Below are 19,348 nucleotides of genomic sequence, written 5' to 3'. Positions count from 1 at the left end.
AAGTTAATAGAATTGTAGATTTGGATACTGTTCAATTTCATATTGCAATTTAAGATAAAAATCTTTTTATTATTATACACCATCTTTATTTCTATAGGAAATTTTATATTCACTAGCTATTACTATATGAGTTATGAAATATAACATTGATAATATAGATTATATGATTAACAAAACATAAGTATCATTTATTATAATTCTATACAAACTATATTACTGTTTCTAATTCACTCATACTGCGGTCCACTTGTGGCGATATAAATAGATGGCGAAACCCTGCTACTATCCAGTATAGTAGCCTACAACGACAGATTTTCTCTGTTATTAGCAATACGTAGTTATGTATTTTTGAAAATGAATGTAATTCATAGTAACTACAATTACAAAATATCGTTAATAATTGCCAATTATATCCACGTAAGAAAATAGAGAGTAATCATCGTAACTTACTTCTATTTTATATGGTTATGTTAATTCTTCTTCGTATAGGATATGACAAATACCCCATTATCAAATTGATTGTATTCTCCATCAAACGCAACATATTTCATTAACTTCATAGGTAGAATCCTTTCCTATGAGCGTACTCACCGTAAGTAATGAAATCGGTACATCTTTTCATCATGAAAGTATGCTTACATAATGCCTTACAACGAAGTATGTATTCCCGTAACAAAACAATAATGCGGACTGTAGATATATCTACAGTCCGCATTATTATATTTCAAAGATTATATACTCATAACCTCTGAGTTACCTAATCGGTAAGATTATTTAATGTTTTCAAAACCTTCTTGTAAACGAACATAGCTCAAGCGACGTTCTTTAGCATCACGTTCAGTTTTAGCAAATAATTCTTCTGCTACTTCTGGTGCTGCTTTCTTTAAGGATGCATAACGTACTTCACCCATCAAGAAGTCTTGGAAGCTTTCTTTTGGTTCCTTAGAATCTAAGCTGAATGGATTCATACCTTTTTCTTTCAATACAGGATTGAAACGATATAGATCCCAATAACCTGCTGCTACAGCACGGCGTTGTTCTTCTTGTGCTTTACCCATACCAGCTTTGATACCATGGTTAATACATGGTGCATAAGCGATAATCAAGGATGGTCCTGGATATGCTTCCGCTTCAGTGATTGCTTTCATCAATTGGTTTTTATCAGCACCCATAGCAACTTGTGCTACGTATACATAACCATAGGACATAGCCATCATACCTAAGTCTTTTTTCTTAGTACGTTTACCAGCTGCTGCGAATTGAGCTACTGCTGCGATGTTAGTGGATTTAGAAGATTGTCCGCCTGTATTAGAGTACACTTCTGTATCGAATACGAATACGTTAATGTCTTCTCCAGATGCTAATACATGGTCTAAGCCACCAAATCCGATATCATATGCCCAGCCGTCGCCACCGAAGATCCAGTGAGAACGTTTTACTAAGTAGTGTTTTTTATCCAAGAATTCTTGAACTTCTGGAGTTTTATCCGCAGCTTCTAAAGCGGCTACCAAACGAGCTGCACGGTCACGAGAACCAGCACCTACATTAACTTGATCCAACCAGCCTTGTAATGCTTCTTTTAATTCGCCAGTAGCGGATTCAACCATAACACCAGCTTTTCTAGCTAAGTCTTCACGGATTTGTTTTACGCCGATATACATACCATAGCCATATTCAGCATTGTCTTCGAATAAGGAGTTACCCCATGCTGGACCTTGTCCTTTTTGGTTAACAGTATAGGAAGATGCAGGCATGGATGCACCCCAAATGGAGGAACAGCCAGTAGCATTGGCAATTTGCATGCGATCACCAAATAATTGTGTTAATAAACGAGCATATGGTGTTTCACCACAACCGGAGCAAGCGCCAGAGAATTCAAGTAAAGGTGTTTCAAATTGAGAACCTTTTACTGTTGCTGTATTCATGAAGTTTTTCTTCTTAGGAATAGAAACTGAATAGTCCCAAGCATTTGCTAAATGTAATTCTTCATCAATGGATGTCATAACAAGTGCTTTTCCTTTTGGAGCTGGACAGATATCAGCACAGTTACCGCAACCCAAGCAATCCAATGGAGATACAGCAATACGGAATTGTAAACCATCTTTAGAACCTAGTGCAGGAATTGCTTCAAAGCCTTCTGGACCATTTGCAACTTCTGTTTCAGTAGCTAATACTGGACGAATAGTAGCATGTGGACATACAAAGGCACATTGGTTACATTGGATACAATTTTCTTTAATCCAGTGTGGAACAAATAGTGCTGGACCACGTTTTTCGTATGCTGCAGTACCATTTGGTAATGTACCGTCTTCATAACCTACAAATGTTGATACTGGAAGGTCGTAACCAGCTTGTGCATTAATTGGTTGGCAAATATTAGTAACAAATTTTTCACGGTCTGCACAACCAGCGCAACCTGTTTGACGAAGTTTTTTACCTTCTTCAGTGTCTGCTGTCGCATTTTTCCAAGAAGCTGGAACTTCAACTTTTACAAGAGCACCAACGCCTTGATCAATAGCAGCATTGTTCATATCAACAATGTTTTGACCTTTTTTACCGTAGGAAGTAACAACAGCGTCTTTCAAATATTTGATTGCATCATCAACAGGGATGATCTCAGTCAATTTAAAGAATGCTGCTTGACATACCATGTTAATACGTCCGCCTAAACCGATTTCAGAAGCGATTTTAGCTGCATTGATAATGTAGAAATTCAATTCTTTTTCTGCGATTTGACGACGTAATTTTGCTGGTAACTTTTCTTCTAATTCTTCAGGGCTCCATGTACAGTTCAATAAGAATGTACCACCTTTACGGATACCACGAATTAAGTCGTATTCATGTACATAGGATTGACGATGACATGCAACGAATTGTGGTTCAGTTACCAAGTAAGGTTGATTAATTGGGTTTTTACCAAAACGCAAGTGGGACATAGTTACGCCACCAGATTTTTTGGAGTCATAGTCGAAGTATGCTTGTGCATACATATCAGTGTGGTCACCGATGATTTTAATAGCAGATTTATTAGCGCCTACAGTACCATCAGAACCAAAGCCCCAGAACTTACATTCTGTTAAGCCGTCTACACTAATATCAACATTTTCAGCACGATCTAATGACAAGAATGTTACATCATCAGTAATACCTAATGTGAAATGTTTTTTGCCATCTTCTTTAGCCAAGTTATCAAATACTGCTACGATATCTGCAGGAATAACGTCTTTAGAGCTTAAGCCATAGCGACCAGCGATTACTTTTACATTTAACCCAGCAGATACAACAGCTGCTTGTACGTCTAAGAATAAAGGTTCACCAAAGGAGCCTGGTTCTTTTGTACGGTCAAGAACAGCAATACGTTTTACTGTTTTTGGTAAGGCATTGATAAAACGATCGATAGCAAATGGGCGGAACAAATGAACTGTAACGAAACCAGTTTTACGACCCATTTTATTTAAATATTCAACAGTAGATTCTACAACTTGTGCACTAGAGCCCATTGTAATAACTACATCAGTTGCATCTTCTGCACCATAGTAGTTAAACAATTGGTAATTTTTACCAGTTAGTTTATTGATTTCTTGCATGTAGTTTTCTACAACATCAGGCACATTCAAATAGAATTTATTAGCTGCTTCACGATGTTGGAAATACACGTCAGGATTTTCTGCTGTACCACGAGTTACAGGAGTATCAGGGTTTAAAGAACGTTGTCTAAATTCTTTTACCGCTTCCATATCAACCAATGGTTTCAAGTCTTCATAATCCCATACTTCAATTTTTTGGATTTCATGAGATGTTCTAAATCCATCGAAGAAGTTAATGAAAGGAACACGTGTTTTAATAGCTGTTAAATGAGCAACAGCACTCAAGTCCATAACTTCTTGTACAGAGGATTCAGCAAGCATAGCACAGCCAGCGGCACGTGCAGCCATAACATCTTGATGGTCGCCGAAAATAGCTAATGCATGTGCAGCTAATGCACGAGCAGCTACTTGGAATACACCAGGTAATAATTCACCAGCTACTTTGTATAAGTTAGGCAACATTAATAATAACCCTTGAGAAGATGTAAATGTAGTACTTAACGCACCAGATTGTAAAGAACCGTGGAATGCTGCTGCAGCACCAGCTTCAGATTGCATTTCTACTACCTTAACAGTGTTACCAAAAATGTTCTTACGACCAGATGCCGCCCATTCATCAACGTGTTCTGGCATTGGAGAAGATGGTGTGATTGGATAAATCGCTGCCACTTCTGTAAAACCGTAAGAAACATGAGCAGCCGCTTGGTTGCCGTCCATAGTTTTAAATTTACGACCCATGTGTAAATAGCCTCCTTAAGCATAAGTAAAAAATAGTACACTTGTTCAATCTAATATTCCCTTCAAGAATTAGATCTCACATCTCACAATATATGCATACATTTTCATGTATTTTCCACTAGAAATGTATCGATTACAAAAGAAATCCCTTAATTTCTTTTACTAAATATTGCTAATATCGCTAAATAATGTAATAATATATTATTGCTACACGATTTAGATGATATATCTAATCCTAAAAGTAATAAGTTGATATAGCTCTCTATTGCTAATTATACATGGCAGTAATAAACCTTGCAATACCTATGAACTCTATCATTTTGCCAATTATGAGATTGACTCTTTACATTTTTTCATAGTACAATTACTATAAGTAATAATCAATCTCAAAATTATATTTTATTGCTATCACTTTTTTCAACTGTTTTGTTAGGGAGGGTCTTATGGATTTTCATCATTTAAAGTATTTTGTAGAAGTAGCTGACCAAAAAAGCTTTAGTAAGGCAGCCCGTAATCTCCACATCTCACAATCAGCCATTAGTCGCACTATAAAAGCATTGGAAGATGAATTAGGTGTTGTTTTATTTATGCGTAATGCAAAATCTGTGGAGTTAACAGATGGGGGCACAATCTTTTTAACCCATGCGAAACGTGTGGTATTTATGTTCGAACATTTAAAAACTGATTTTGAAAATGAGTTTAGATTAGAACAAGGTTCTATTCGTATTGGTATTCCTCCTATTACTGATGCACCTATTTTTGCACAGCTTCTAGGAGAGTTTAAAAAAGTATATCCTCAAATTGAATTAGAGTTATATGAACATGGTTCTAAAAAAATTGAAATCAGTGTACAAGAAGGATTAATCGATATCGGGATTATTTGTACAAAACCGAATCCTAAAGAATTTGAATCATTTTATCTCACTAGCGACCCATTAGCTGTAATTTTACCTAAGAACAATCCGCTTGCTAATGCAAAGGAAGTGTCCTTAGACCAATTATCGGAAGAATCATTTGTCCTTCACAAAGATGATTTCAACTTGCATGACGAAATTGTAAAATCCTGTAAGCATGCTGGATTCCAGCCACATATTGTATTTGAAACTAGTCAACGCGATTTAATGTTGCAAACCGTAGGCGCTAATTTAGCCATTGCCTTATTGCCAAGTCGCCTATGTCCTAACAAAGATGAAAATACAGATGTCGGTGCTAATGTAGTAGTGCACCCATTAAAGCCGGAAATCACACATACCTTATATGTTATTTGGAAGAAAGGACATTATTTATCCCATGCGTCCCGCTTATGGTTAGATTTTGTCAATTCGAAACTTCCTTTATTACCTGAACATGTGTCTGAGGATTAATGATTTATGCGTTCCACCCCGTTATGGACCTTACTGAAACGATATGTGCATCGTAAAACGTATTGGTTTACCTTCGCCTTACTCATTCTAACTGGCGTTATTATATATCAACAATTTCTAATTGCCGATTTATCAAATCAAATCTACCAAATGTATGATACCAGTAATATGTTAGGATTTCATTCACGGATAGACAATCTAGAAGGTCGTTCAAATCGCGATAGTGCACGACTTGATACCATTGAAGACGAATTATACCAACACAATCGACTCTTTACAAATCTAGATTGGCGTGTGAAGCAACTCGAATGGGTTCACCCCGACGTATCTGTGAATAATGCACCACCAAAAGCACCCACACGTCCAACAGGACTGTTTGAAAGGCCAGAAACATTCAATGCCAATCCAAAGCAGGTGCCCGATGTAGATCGGCAATCGTTGCCTATGTCTACCGAAGACACATCGCCATTTCAGATGAAACAATACTAGTAGGTATAACTTCATCTCAATCGTATATGAAACAAGTGTTAGCAAACTTACTATACAAACACAAATAGCCACCGCTATAGAGTTGTCACAACGAAAACTCTATAGCAGTGGCTATTTATGTATATTCCACTAGATACGCCTATACGCACAATCAATCACAACTATTTAACATAGGGAACTTCCCCTGGTTTTACCAAACCTAGCTCATCACGAGCTACTCCTTCTACGTTCTTAGGGTCCGATAATTTATTTTTCTCCGCCTCTAAGGCATCATTTTTTGTTTGTAATTCTTCTATTTGTTTTTCTAGCCGCACTTTTTCATTATGCAATTGCACTAAATCCAAAATTTGCATACCAATGACAATAGAAAAAACAATTGTAATGATAATAACGATCCATCGAGTATATATATTTTGTTGTCTCCGTGACACGCGTTTAGCCCGCTCTGCTCGTTTCTGTTCCATTCGCCCTAGCTCCTACTTATTTTCCTCTTTTGTGCTATTATAACACACCTGGCGTAAAATTCGAATGAATCTATTACTCATGTCATCCTACAGGCATCGCTTACAACCTAACAATGAGTTACATACTATCATCATCCGCCTAGCGTCGCGTGGTATAGTTCAACATCAACATAGTGTTTCTAATCTATATCAGATAAACCTCTATCACATCCACAATGACTAATAACCATATTGCTAGCCATATGCGCCTGGCTATTGATTCTACCTATCGTCAACGAAGATTTCATATATGGGGCATTACGCTAGATACATACCTATAGCACTTTGTAATGTGCTATACTATACTACAGACAGCAAAAAGAGGAGGAATTATTATGTCTATAAAATTACGAAAAATTGGTATCATTGGTGCTGGTCACGTAGGTTCTCATGTAGCATTATCTTTAGCCACACAAGGAGAAGTTGATCAGTTATATATAGCAGATGTCAATCAAGAAAAAGCGATTTCCCAAGTGGAAGATCTCAAAGACTCTGTAAGTTATTTGCCGCATCATGTAAGTGCCTATGCTACAGACATTGAATCCTTAGGTGATTGCGACATCATCATCAATGCCTCTGGTCTTCAGCCTGTAAGAGATCAAGACCGCCTAGATATGTTAGCTGATACGATTAGAATTTGTAAGGATATTATTCCTCGTATTAAAAAGTCTGGCTTTAATGGCATCATCATCAGTATTTCCAATCCGGCCGATGTAATAGCAGCTTATTTGCAAAAGCACTTGGACTATCCAGCGCACAAAATTATTTCTTCCGGGACTGCCCTCGACTCAGCCCGTTTACAAATGTTGTTATCTGAAAAATTTAACATTTCCCGTCGTTCTCTTCAAGCCTATGCGATGGGTGAACATGGTTACAGTGCTATGGTGCCTTATTCTCATATTATGATTGGCGGCAAGACTCTATATGAATTGCAAAAAGACATGCCTCATCGTTTCCCTAGCTTTGACGAAGAGGAAATGACAAAAGCAGTTACCTATCAAGGTTATGTCGTATTAAATGGTAAAGGGTCAACAGAATTTGGTATTGCTACCTCTACTGTTGAATTAGTCCGTTGTATTTTACATGATGAAAAGAAAATTTTACCTTGTTCCGTAGCACTCAACGGCCACTACGGTCAACATAATGTGTATGCATCTACGCCTATTATTCTAGGAAAAGACGGTGTAGAAGAAATCATCGAAGTCCCTATGACCGACAAGGAACAAGAACTATTTAACAAGTCCTGTGATATTATTAGAAATTATATGGAAAAAGCCGAAGCTGTAGAATAAACCACCTTTCTATTCATAGAACAATGTACTTCTAATCCCCTTCATCGAGAATTGAATAGATCGACTGCTAACTAGCACGCGTATCTGTAAATATATAAATCCCCCCATACTATTAATATGTATGGGGGGATTTAGTATATACAAACTTGGCGCCTATCTTTCACAAAGATACATGCTCATAGGCCCATAATTTATAGACTGTTAGGTACAATTATATTTCTAAGTATCTGATTTTCTTCTCGAATACGTTGATACATAATCCAGCCATATACGGGAGTCGCCACCATGAGCGTATACCACGCATGGCACAACAAGCAGATACCAATCAATTCAGGAATGATGTTTAAAAAATAATTGGGATGCTTAATATATCTAAAAAGCCAATGATTATTATAGGTGTGATCCTTGGCGACCATCAATTTAACGGTCCATATATCTCGCAACAATCGAGTAATCCAATACAGTATCATCATAGAAAAAACCGTAAGGAGCATACCAACGATAGATACGCTATCAATTTTCGTGTGTGTCCACACGCTTTCCATGAGAGCACATAGATAAATAAGACAATGTACAATGGCCATAGCCTTGCTAATTCCTTTGCCATATTCTACACCACCATTGGCCACTATACGTTTTTCATTCATCTTCGACACGCGTAAAAATAATAATCGAATTACAAAAAGTACTACTACCCAATACATAATAACAGTGTCCATATTCGCTTCCTTTCAAACTGTTACAACTAAAAATTAAAATATATTTCATGCTCCCATTGATACGTCTTATATCACATATGTATTCGTATCTACTACACAACATGATTAACATTGACCATATGTGTTAATAATCCTATCTCATGGGCTCTGAAATAACTCGATTGTATAGCACCAACGTGCTATTCGCCAAGAATAGAAATTTACATTTCCATACGACGAGCTACTAAGGCTGCCAGTCGTTTCTTCTTTTGCCTGGAAAGTAATTTTTTAGCCACTAATGACGGTGTTGCCACGCCTACAGTCATACAAAATACAATCATGATTCCCGTTATACCTGATTGCAAAGAAATCCAGAACGTAGTTACGTCTAAATGACTCGATTGCATGAGAGAATAGGCAAAACGATATAATAATACGCCAGGGAACATGGTAACGATAGAAGGAATTGCCAATGTACCTGCAGTAGTGTTCACCATATGAGCCACGCGCATCATCAATACGCCAATCACCAAGGCCGCCATGAGGGTAGCCACTACGACGGATAAATCTCCATAAGCTAATAACACATTTCTCGTGCCCACCGCCACTGCACCGCCTAGTGCTATAAATGGCAATGTACGCAACGGTGCATTAAACATAGTAGAAAATCCAGTACCCACCAAAGCGGCTGCCATGATTTGTGTAATGTTCACATCCGTTGGCAAAATACTAAGACTACTCATGGCTACTTTGGGGTTGACATGAATGGCCATCATAATGCCAGACGTCATAAAACCTACACTCAATAATGTGTGCATAGAGCGTCCTAAGCCAGCCATAAAGTAGTTATTTAACATGTCGTCCACTGCATTAATGAGTAAGACACCAGGCATCAAAAACAATGAAGAACTAATCATGCCATACGTCATGCCTTCCGGTTCCCCCGTCACTACATAATAGAGTAAAGCAATTGAGTTAGAGGCAAACGCACCAGCTGCGATATTGATAAATCCATTCACACGCCATTTTCTAAATAGTACAAACACAACATAGCCTACAAAAGTGCATACCCACGTAACACACGCCGCCCACTCACTGCCACCGAACAAAATCGTTAAGGACGCACAGGCCAAACTCACTAAGACGGCTACCAGTGGTGAAGGATACATAGGTTTTCGCCGTGCAATAGCCTCTAACATAGATTCATATTCATCTAAGGAATAATTCTTTTCCAATGCACGCCATGTCAATCGTGTTACATCGGTAACAATGGTCATATCTGTACTATAAGAAAAAGCTTTTAAAAAGTTAGTGTACGATTTAGTTTCCGATACAACGGATACCATGACCGTATTATACGTCACATTTACATGCACAAAATTTTTGGGAATCCCCATAAACACTGCAGCACGAATAATATCTTCTACAATCTTATCCGTACTAGCCCCTTTTTCCATTAAAATACGTCCTGTACGCACTAACAAATTCATCTTGCGTCCAATATCTTTAAAGGGGTCTTTATAAAAGGGGATACTCTCCATCACTAATTCTTCAATGCGAGAAGAAATCGATTGGCCGTGATAAAAAAATGCAGGCCATAATTCTTCTAAGGGCATTAATACAAACGTGCGTTCCCAAAAATAGAGATGTGGCACGATTAAATCGTCATCACAAATAGATACAAGCTGGTCGTTTTTGTCAATGACTAAAATAATATCTAAATCTAAGGTGCGCGGCCCCCAATGCCGTGTATGTTCTCTCTTAGCAGACTTTTCTAAAGCTTGTAATTTAATGAGTATGTCTCGAGGGTTCCGCTCACTTTTAAAGGAACATACACCATTAAGAAAGTTATCTTGATCAACATTTCCCCACGGTTTTGTTTCTATACAGGAAGAATTTCTAAAACGGCATACATCCGTATCAGCTTCTAAGGCTCCTAAGGCTGTATCAATATATTGTTTTCGATCCCCCATATTAGAGCCATAACTAATATAATAGGTATACATTACTCGTACTTACCTCTCGTCGTTACAACTTCTACATAATCTAATAGTCCTGCAATAGGTACAGACGGTTTACGTATAGCCACCCGAATACTATCTACGCCAAAGGTTTCACACACCCTATCCGCAATGACAGCGCCCACCCGTTCTAATAAATGGTAAGGTGTACCCGTCATCACCTGCTTTACCACTTCATAGATATCTACATAATTAATCGAATCCTCTAAACAATCCGTACGTCCCGCTTTTGATGCATCCACTTGTATTTCTAGATCCACAAAAAATCGTTGTCCCTGTAATTGTTCCGTTTTCAAATTACCATGATATCCATAAAATGCCATATTCTTTAATACGATGGTGTTCATAGTTCACCTCTAAGCAATACATCAGCCACCGCCAATGCTCGTTTATGCATTTCTACATTATGAACCCGTACCATATCGACACCTTGAAGAATTCCAGTAATACAACATGCTACGGTACCTTCATCTCGTTGATCCGCAGGAATATCGTCTAGGATAGTGCCAATAAACCGCTTCCGACTAGGCGCTAATAATACGGGATATTCATAGGCCGTTAATTCACCCAATCGTTGTAGTACCTCAATATTTTGATTATAATCTTTCGCAAATCCGATGCCTGGATCTAACCAAATATTTTGTACCCCTATCCCAGCCTTTAACGCTTTATCAATGCTCGAAAAGAAAAAAGCTTTCATATCTTCAATGATGTCATCATACTCATTGGATACAGCATTGTGCATAATAATAACAGGCACTTTATAAGCCGCTGCTACAGCTGCTATATCGGAATCATATTGTAATCCCCATATATCATTTAATATGTGAGCGCCTTTCGACAAGGCAAATTCTGCCGTTTCTGCGCGATATGTATCAACGGATACGGGCACAGTGGAGGCTTCTAAGACTGGAGGTAGCAACATTTCCAACCGTTCTAATTCTTCCTTAACCGTTAATTGCGTATGACCTGGTCTGGTAGATTCTACGCCCAAATCAATAACATCGGCGCCTTGAGCAATCATATCCACCGTATGAGCCACAGCGGTTTCCACGGTATTATACTTGCCCCCATCAGAAAAAGAATCAGGCGTACCATTTAAAATGCCCATAATCAACGTCTTATCTTGCAATGTTAATGTTTTGCCATCATTCCATGTATAATTTCGTTTTTTAAACATGACTCGTTGTACCTCCCATAATTGCAAATGCTTCTTCTCGTGGGGCTCCATCAACGCCCAATACGCCACGACCTTCTAAGGTAACCGTTTGTGTACCTTGCTGCATATCGCCACGAATTAGCATACACAGATGTGTACCCGTAACACGAACTAATACACCGGCAGCACCTAATTCATTTTCAATCGCATCCGCTATTTGATTTGTTAATCGTTCTTGTAATTGGGGGCGTCTCGCCAAGATATTAATCACATCACCGAACTTACTAAGACCTGCTACTTTCCCATCCGTTGGTTGATAAATGATATCCACCATGCCATAGAAAGGCATTAAATGATGTTCACACATAGAATAAAAGGGGATATTCATAACAGATACAAGGCCCTCATACTCCGTAGGGAACACTTCACCCCATGCATGGCGAGTCGATTTTCCCACACCTTCAAACAACTGACTATACAACATAGCCACGCGAGTCGGTGTTTTTTCCATGCCTTGTTGTTTTAAATCAATGCCAAAGGATTCTAAAAACAAAGCCATGTTCTCTTTTGCCTGTTCATTCACCGCACAAGTCTCCTTACACAATCTTCGTCGTCCAATCTTCAATATTCCATATATCGGTCACCCATGATTCATAAAATTCTGGTTCATGACTAACTACTACGATGGTGCCTTTGAAAGCTTTCAGCGCCCGCGCCAATTCTTCTTTCGCATATATATCCAAATGGTTTGTCGGTTCATCCAGTACTAATACATTATAGTGCGATAACATAAGTCGACATAAGCGTACTTTAGCATTTTCACCACCCGACAAAACGCGCATTTGCGATGTAATGTGTTCATTTGTCAGTCCACACCGCGCTAAGGCTGCACGCACTTCTTGATTCGTCATAGACGGATAGGCATCCCAAATATAATCGAGGGCCGTGGTTTCGTTACTCGGCACATCTTCTTGTGCAAAATAGCCAATTTCTAAAAAATCGCCTTTCACAAGTTCACCGCTCACCGGTTTGATCATACCTAATATAGTTTTTAACAAGGTTGTCTTTCCCAAACCATTCACGCCGCGAATGGCAATTTTTTTATTGCGCTCCAACTGAAAGTCCACAGGGCGCGTTAAGGGAACATCATAGCCAATTTCTAATCCAAAGGCTTCTACAATATATCGGCTCGGTGTCCGTCCTTCCTTAAATCGAAACGTAGGCTTACTATATTCTTTAGGTTTCTCTAAGATTTCTATCTTTTCTAATCGTTTCGCCCTCGAATTAGCCATACCTCTCGTCGCCACACGCGCTTTATTTCGTTGAATAAAATCTTCCATGCGACTAATTTCTTGTTGTTGTCGCTCATAGGCCTTACGAGCTTGCTCTTTCTGCATTGCATAGGCCGCCTGAAATTGTTCGTAATTCCCCGTATAGCGAGTTAATTTGGCCTGTTCCACATGGTAAATCACATTGACAACGCGATTTAAAAATTCCATATCGTGAGAAATTAAAATGAAGGCATTCTCATAATTTTCTAAATAGTTCTGCAACCAATAAATATGTTCTACATCCAAGTAATTTGTCGGTTCATCTAATAATAAAATGGTCGGTTTTTCTAATAACAATTTTGTTAACAGTACCTTCGTGCGCTGTCCACCACTTAGCTCTCCCACATCTCGCTCTAAGCCAATATCCATCAGCCCTAACCCTTGTGCTGTTCGCTCAATGGTAGCATCAATTTCATAAAAGCCACGCTGTTCCAATTGTTCCTGCCAGTCACCAACTTGTGATAGCAACGTATTCATACGCTCTTCATCGCAATGGCTCATTTCATCATAGGCTCGTTGCATTTGTTCTTCTATCGTAAACAAATCATCAAACGCCGTTTTTAACACATCGCGAATCGTCATATGCGGTGCTAGTACACTATGCTGATCTAAATAACCGACCGTCACTTGATTAGACCATTCAATCTTGCCTTCATCGGGAGGAATCTTGCCTATAATAATATTTAAAAATGTTGATTTGCCCTCACCATTCGCACCGATTAAACCCACATGCTCGCCTTTCAACAATCGAAACGAGGCGTCCTCTAAAATCTGACGCGCCCCAAAGCCATGTGTCACATTAGAAACCGTTAATACACTCATACATTCTCCATCACTAACAATCGTATCATATATTAATAATGCACATTATAGGCACCTTTGTATCTATAATGTGCATATCATAGGTAAAACGGCTACATAACCTTCTTTTACACTAATTGTATTTATTTATTATTGTACCGTGAATTCAAAGGTATGTCAAAAATAAGGAGCCTTTTATCAGTCCTTTTATCAAGTGTTCATTCTATATAAGAACTATCATATAGTGTGATACAATATGTTATTTCTGCTTATCATATTCACTGTTTTGTATAGGAAATACTAGTAGGCCTACATGCGTATATTCGTCCCAAACATACTTAGTTAATTCATACACATGTTGATTAGAAAACCAAGCGGCTCCACCCCTACAACGAACACCTGGCATACGTATTCCATGAGGTTCTCCATACTTAGCGCGTAAAACATCATACATAGCATTATATACCGCCTGTACTTCAGGATTATGCGTACCACCACTTGTGAATGTAGAAAGCACAAATGTATTACCTACCTTAGAAACATGATTCGTCGAATCAAACTGTATCCATACATGTTGGGATATACTAGGTGTAATATCTCGTTTTAAATAATAAGAATTCCATCGTTGACTAGACTCTTTTTCCCAGTCCTTCACGTCAGAAAAATTAAAATCAACTTCATCCTTAGGCATGCCTATATAGACGGTGTATATATTTTCTGGATTCGAGCTAATACGTTTTCCTACGTCTATCACATCCGTTGCATAGGCAAAACTAACACAGAGCAACGAAAACAAAACGCCCACCAATATAGATAGTGTTTTTTTTAGCATAATAAATAACCCCTTTCATAACACATATAATCCTATCATTCGATAGTCCAGACAGTAAAATTGTACATCATTGAATATAGGTAGTAAAAATGTACATCATTGCCGCTTACAATACGGTTCATATAGCAAGGTATTTGAAATATAGCGAAAATTAACTGTCGCCCCTAATGGCAACGGAATACATCGCCCCTCACGATTGGTTGGCAAGTAACATACAAATGGATCTCCTTTCGATGAACGACGAGACTCTTCCATGCACCGCAATAAATCAAATCCTATATCATCGCAACCAATACTACCACTAACTGCTATGCCCTGCACCCATCCCAATACATCCGTTTTTTGCAATTCTTTGATGCGCTGTGAAAGCAGTTTTACTTCGCTCTTTTCTGTATGCACCCAAAGTATCGTCGCTGTCGCCTCATCGTCTCTTAGTCTATACGGTGTATCCTGCAATGCACACAACGAGGACAAGGAGCCGCCCAGTAATCGTCCCATCCCCAATTCAGTGCCAATCATGCCACGTGGTGGTTCTGGCAAAGGCTCTATTACCTTACTTTTTCCCTCTACTAAGGCAACCAATTGCCACATAGATATAGCCGCATCCGATACATACACTTGTTCTACATGCGGTTGATCCAATCTTTCACGAATCATATGTGCCTCTTCTACTGTACATCGACCTTGCTCCGCCAAAGATAGACCATGATAGGTAATTAATCGGCTCTCTTGATGCAAGGCACGATGAAACATTGTGCAAAGGTTCGCCCCTATACAGGGTTTATGATAATAACGAATACGTTCATAATCTAATCGTGCTAATGCCTTAATTCCTATCGTATCATCCTGTGACACCATCACCGCATCACAATCGGCACTTGTCATATAGTGATTAAGCTCATCCATCACCACTTCTTGTGACACCCTCGTACTTGTTTGTACTGACGATGAGGCCCATATTAATTGATACCCTAAGGCTTGCCAAAGTAATGTTATATGTAATCGTTCAGTGCTACTCATCGTATGACCGCTAACGACGGCTATGGTCATCCCCTTATGTAGTTGTGTAGGCAACCGCCATGATTTAGTATATCTGGTTTTCATAGAGTTCCATTCTTTCATCATCATTATACTAGTAGGGGAAGGCCCTATACACGGATATGGTCATTCACATATACGATGCGCCCACTTGTCTAATCCTACTTTCCCATACATCATTCTCACGCACTCATACCTATTAAACTCATCGCATGATACACGTCTCATTCTATTTTACTATACCAAGCTCTGCCGCGGATAGGAAATCATGCATCACGCCAAAACAATGTAACCACGAACTTTCATAAACGAACCTATTCCATGTACATACATGTACTCATTCACCATTACCACAAATGTAAATATTCCTCCATCCTATTAGCCTATACGCTAGTTATAGGTCATCAATTTTTGAAATAACCGCGTCTGTGTTATAATTTAAACATATAATAGTATGAGGAGAGATATATGGAATCATTAGATATTTTATATGCCATGGTCATCACTGCCCTGATTGGCCTATTAGGATTATGGATCGGTCACACAGGTCGACAAAAGAAACTTTCTATTTTTTCACTGCAAGGTCGTCTAAATCGCAGTCAATTTATACTAGGAACAATCATCCTATTTGTAATACTAAATGGATTAAGCACATTGACGCAATTACTCATTATCGATGCCGTCGTTATATTAGCCACCTATTGGGCCGTACGAATTGCCATGTTAGTTGGTCTAGTACTCATTACGCCATTTTTAATCACCTTATTTGCTCGACGCTTACATGATATCAGTCTGCCCTCTTGGCCTGCTATACCATGGACATTTTTTATTATCTATACCTATGTATCCAATCCAGTAAAGAATATATCCCTCATATATGACATGCTAATCATAGTCGTTCTATTGTTGCTCACCCTGCCCAACAATACTCTTCCTAATCAATATGGCATGCCACAAACATGGCCATCCTCTACACCTTCAAAACGCAGAACTAAACATATCCGTACTCATAAAAAATCCCTCGTGCACCCTGCGATGTCTAGTAGCTCATCCGTAGAAAGCCTTTCATTACGCGAGGAATTATTATCATCCAAACAAATGCAAAGGGGCCCAAAAAAGGTAACCACAACTGTCTCGTCAAATACTGCAGAAAAGGCGTCTATTATCACGCATATCCATAGCAGAGCGAATAGCTGGTTACATTCTTTACTGACTCTATGGTCTATCGTAAAAGAAATCTTTCAAACTATAAAAACTCGTCTACATACATTTCTTCACAATCAGCAATAATCTCATCCATGGTGACTACGAAACGTGATATACCCTTCCCTGTTAAAAATCACTTATACGAACGCAGCTACTTCAATGTCTATCACTTACATTCCTATCGATAGCTCGCAACACATAATCGGCTAGCACAGTATTACCTCTTGCATGTTGTCTATACATGCCGACAGATGATAGTACAAAAAGAATTCTGTCACTTACATTCCTTATTGCTAACGCGCAACACATAATCGACTAGCACAGTATGTATCATTTACATTTTTCCTATAAAGACCGACAAATGATGCATGCAAAAGATTCTATTACTAATATGATCCCATATAGATAACATACTATCGGTTTCTATATGTGTATGCACTATAAAAAAGGACGGTACCAAATGTAGTTTACATTTGGTACCGTCCTTTGCTTATTTTTTTAATTCTATACAATTTTCTTAGAAATACTATAGTAAAACGAAAGAACATCTCTTATCTATATAGACATGATAGTCATAATAGAGTGCGCCCAAAATAAGAATACAATCCTCCACATCAACTCTATACCAGTACTACGCAATGTAACTAAAAGGAATCTAACAGAAAGATAAACCTAGTTCTATCCCTTTATAAAAATATCTCACTCCACGTCGCTACATAAAGTATAAACGCCTTACTTTCCGGGACGTGAAAAACAGAAATAGATCTATAGTGTAACTCATATCCATCGTCTATTTACTACATTTAATAGCCTGTATCAATTCTTGTATCGTCGCTGCTAATAAATCAATTTTGCCTTCAAACCGTAGTAATAAATACAAGGCAACCACCATGGGAAAGCCATAATTAGCAGTGGCTTGTAATAGATAGTCCATATTACCACCTCCTACTCTATATATTTATAGTAGTAAAAGAATGTTAAATACAGCGATCATATATGGATTATGTATAAGGTGATTATAAAATCTCTCTATCTATGATATAATTTGTGTATTAATGAGAAATATTAACCCTTGGAGGGTCTATGAATAATATACTAACAAAACTATTACCATGGACGATTACCACGACGTTAGCATCAACAAAGCAGAAAGACTGTGCTACTGATTCCACAAAATCTGCCATGGATGATACAGTAGAGTTATATGACCATAAAGTAATCACTATTGAAGAAGATGTATTAAATCGAATATTGCGATCTAAGCTAAGAAATCACTGGCTATTTTACGCAATTACTTTCGAATTTGAACCAAACAATACGGTCTTGCTCAGTGTGATTACAAAAATGGGAAATGTATTTAACATCGTCTATTCTATCGAAGATGTATGGTTTGATGACTATACGTCATCATTTGAAATCAAATTAGATATTAGCGCCAGTGACATGGGCGGATTTATTTTAAATACCCTCTTCCATCTATTAGGGGCGTGGGGATTTAATCTAATTGGTGTTTTCTTCAATCCTATCCGCTTAAGTGAAGCAGGCTCTACATTGCGTTTTGAAAAAAATGGTGTAATTCGTTTTGATTTAACGGCACACAGTGATATACGTCATTTTATTCCTATGCCACCACGCGAGGAAACGAGTGTCGGTCCTATTTTATTTACCAATGTAAAAACAAAGCAAGCTGTATTACATATGGATTATTACGCGTTCCACGATCCCGTCAATACCTTTAATGTGCCAGATATTCCAATTAAAACTAGTTGGTTGCGTTCTATTGACATTGCCGCCGCTTTGCTATTACCTATTGGTGTATGGATTACCTTTGTCATTTTACATCATTATTTACCAACTCAAACGCTTTCCTTTACCTTTTCCACCTATTTTTTAATCTCCTTAGGTATTTTCTTTATTAGTTTCATCGTTATGAACATTCCTAGATATATTTACATGTATTTAGATTCTCGCAAAAAATGGCAAAGTGTGTTAGTTCACAACAATATTAAAATTCAGTTGAGAAAATTGCATCGTCGCATTTTCATGCAGCAATCCATTCTAACTACCGATAACATCGATGGAACTAGTCCCGAAGGAAAAGCAAGCCAAGCGCGCATTAGAGATTTATTATTACAAATTCGCGATAAACGCTTTTTAGCACAGCAATTAAAATTAGCCGATGAAGATCGCGATAGAAAGCAAAAAGTTAAATTTATTATTGCCTATATTGTATGTACTTTATTGGAATGGATGTTACTGGTTCGCTAAGAAAAGAGACTCTCCAATTGT

The 19,348-nt window shown here is 38.1% G+C and carries 16 protein-coding genes; 5 read left to right on the top strand and 11 right to left on the bottom strand.

From position 1 onward, the window contains the following. Positions 1-770 precede the first annotated feature (770 nt). Entirely contained in the window at positions 771-4,325 is a 3,555-nt protein-coding gene (nifJ, locus tag P6940_RS05630; protein WP_028257784.1) for a pyruvate:ferredoxin (flavodoxin) oxidoreductase, read from the bottom strand. A 443-nt stretch (positions 4,326-4,768) separates the two neighbouring features. On the opposite strand from nifJ, the gene P6940_RS05625 reads away from it, so the two are divergent. Both P6940_RS05625 and P6940_RS05620 read left to right on the top strand, forming a co-directional pair. Next, positions 4,769-5,689, top strand: a complete 921-nt coding sequence (locus tag P6940_RS05625) for a LysR family transcriptional regulator (protein WP_028257785.1) — start codon at positions 4,769-4,771, stop codon at positions 5,687-5,689. Between the two features lie 6 nt (positions 5,690-5,695). After that, positions 5,696-6,178, top strand: coding sequence for a hypothetical protein (locus tag P6940_RS05620; RefSeq protein WP_277293459.1), 483 nt, complete (start codon positions 5,696-5,698; stop codon positions 6,176-6,178). Between the two features lie 161 nt (positions 6,179-6,339). Here the strand turns inward: P6940_RS05620 and P6940_RS05615 are convergent, their stop codons facing one another. Then, on the bottom strand, positions 6,340-6,642 hold the full coding sequence (locus P6940_RS05615) for an FtsB family cell division protein (protein ID WP_028257787.1): 303 nt from the start codon (positions 6,640-6,642) through the stop codon (positions 6,340-6,342). 380 nt (positions 6,643-7,022) lie between these two features. Between P6940_RS05615 and P6940_RS05610 the strand changes: the two genes are divergently transcribed. Then, positions 7,023-7,973 (top strand): L-lactate dehydrogenase, encoded by a 951-nt coding sequence (locus P6940_RS05610; protein ID WP_277293462.1) that lies wholly within the window; start codon positions 7,023-7,025, stop codon positions 7,971-7,973. Between the two features lie 191 nt (positions 7,974-8,164). Here P6940_RS05610 and P6940_RS05605 read toward each other — a convergent pair whose 3' ends face one another. From P6940_RS05605 to P6940_RS05570, 8 genes are all read right to left on the bottom strand, one after another. After that, complete coding sequence (locus P6940_RS05605; RefSeq protein ID WP_277293458.1) at positions 8,165-8,692, bottom strand: isoprenylcysteine carboxyl methyltransferase family protein; 528 nt, start codon at positions 8,690-8,692, stop codon at positions 8,165-8,167. Between the two features lie 200 nt (positions 8,693-8,892). Next, positions 8,893-10,677 (bottom strand): 2-amino-4-hydroxy-6-hydroxymethyldihydropteridine diphosphokinase, encoded by a 1,785-nt coding sequence (folK, locus tag P6940_RS05600; RefSeq protein WP_277293457.1) that lies wholly within the window; start codon positions 10,675-10,677, stop codon positions 8,893-8,895. After that, positions 10,677-11,039 (bottom strand): dihydroneopterin aldolase, encoded by a 363-nt coding sequence (gene folB, locus P6940_RS05595; protein WP_028258182.1) that lies wholly within the window; start codon positions 11,037-11,039, stop codon positions 10,677-10,679. Before folB ends, folK begins: the two co-directional genes overlap by 1 nt. Continuing rightward, a complete protein-coding gene (gene folP / locus P6940_RS05590) occupies positions 11,036-11,872 on the bottom strand; it encodes a dihydropteroate synthase (RefSeq protein ID WP_277293456.1) in 837 nt (278 codons plus the stop codon). Before folP ends, folB begins: the two co-directional genes overlap by 4 nt. Next, positions 11,865-12,434, bottom strand: coding sequence for a GTP cyclohydrolase I (folE, locus tag P6940_RS05585; RefSeq protein WP_038152961.1), 570 nt, complete (start codon positions 12,432-12,434; stop codon positions 11,865-11,867). Before folE ends, folP begins: the two co-directional genes overlap by 8 nt. Positions 12,435-12,447: 13 nt before the next feature. Further along, entirely contained in the window at positions 12,448-14,004 is a 1,557-nt protein-coding gene (locus tag P6940_RS05580) for an ABC-F family ATP-binding cassette domain-containing protein (RefSeq protein ID WP_277293455.1), read from the bottom strand. A gap of 238 nt (positions 14,005-14,242) precedes the next feature. Beyond that, positions 14,243-14,815, bottom strand: a complete 573-nt coding sequence (locus P6940_RS05575; protein ID WP_028258186.1) for a hypothetical protein — start codon at positions 14,813-14,815, stop codon at positions 14,243-14,245. Between the two features lie 96 nt (positions 14,816-14,911). Then, complete coding sequence (locus tag P6940_RS05570; protein WP_277293454.1) at positions 14,912-15,943, bottom strand: LD-carboxypeptidase; 1,032 nt, start codon at positions 15,941-15,943, stop codon at positions 14,912-14,914. Between the two features lie 378 nt (positions 15,944-16,321). Between P6940_RS05570 and P6940_RS05565 the strand changes: the two genes are divergently transcribed. Then, positions 16,322-17,143 (top strand): DUF805 domain-containing protein, encoded by an 822-nt coding sequence (locus tag P6940_RS05565; RefSeq protein WP_277293453.1) that lies wholly within the window; start codon positions 16,322-16,324, stop codon positions 17,141-17,143. A 706-nt stretch (positions 17,144-17,849) separates the two neighbouring features. Here P6940_RS05565 and P6940_RS05560 read toward each other — a convergent pair. Next, on the bottom strand, positions 17,850-17,993 hold the full coding sequence (locus tag P6940_RS05560) for a YvrJ family protein (RefSeq protein WP_071838056.1): 144 nt from the start codon (positions 17,991-17,993) through the stop codon (positions 17,850-17,852). Positions 17,994-18,142: 149 nt separating this feature from the next. On the opposite strand from P6940_RS05560, the gene P6940_RS05555 reads away from it, so the two are divergent. After that, positions 18,143-19,327 carry a hypothetical protein gene (locus P6940_RS05555; protein ID WP_028258189.1) on the top strand — a complete coding sequence of 395 codons (1,185 nt, stop codon included), beginning with the start codon at positions 18,143-18,145 and terminating at the stop codon, positions 19,325-19,327. Positions 19,328-19,348: the final 21 nt, after the last annotated feature.

The sequence above is a fragment of the Veillonella montpellierensis genome, assembly GCF_947090115.1.
GTDB lineage: Bacteria > Bacillota > Negativicutes > Veillonellales > Veillonellaceae > Veillonella > Veillonella montpellierensis.
Note: the sequence above shows the minus strand (reverse complement) of the source record. Positions and strands in the feature narration are given on the sequence as shown.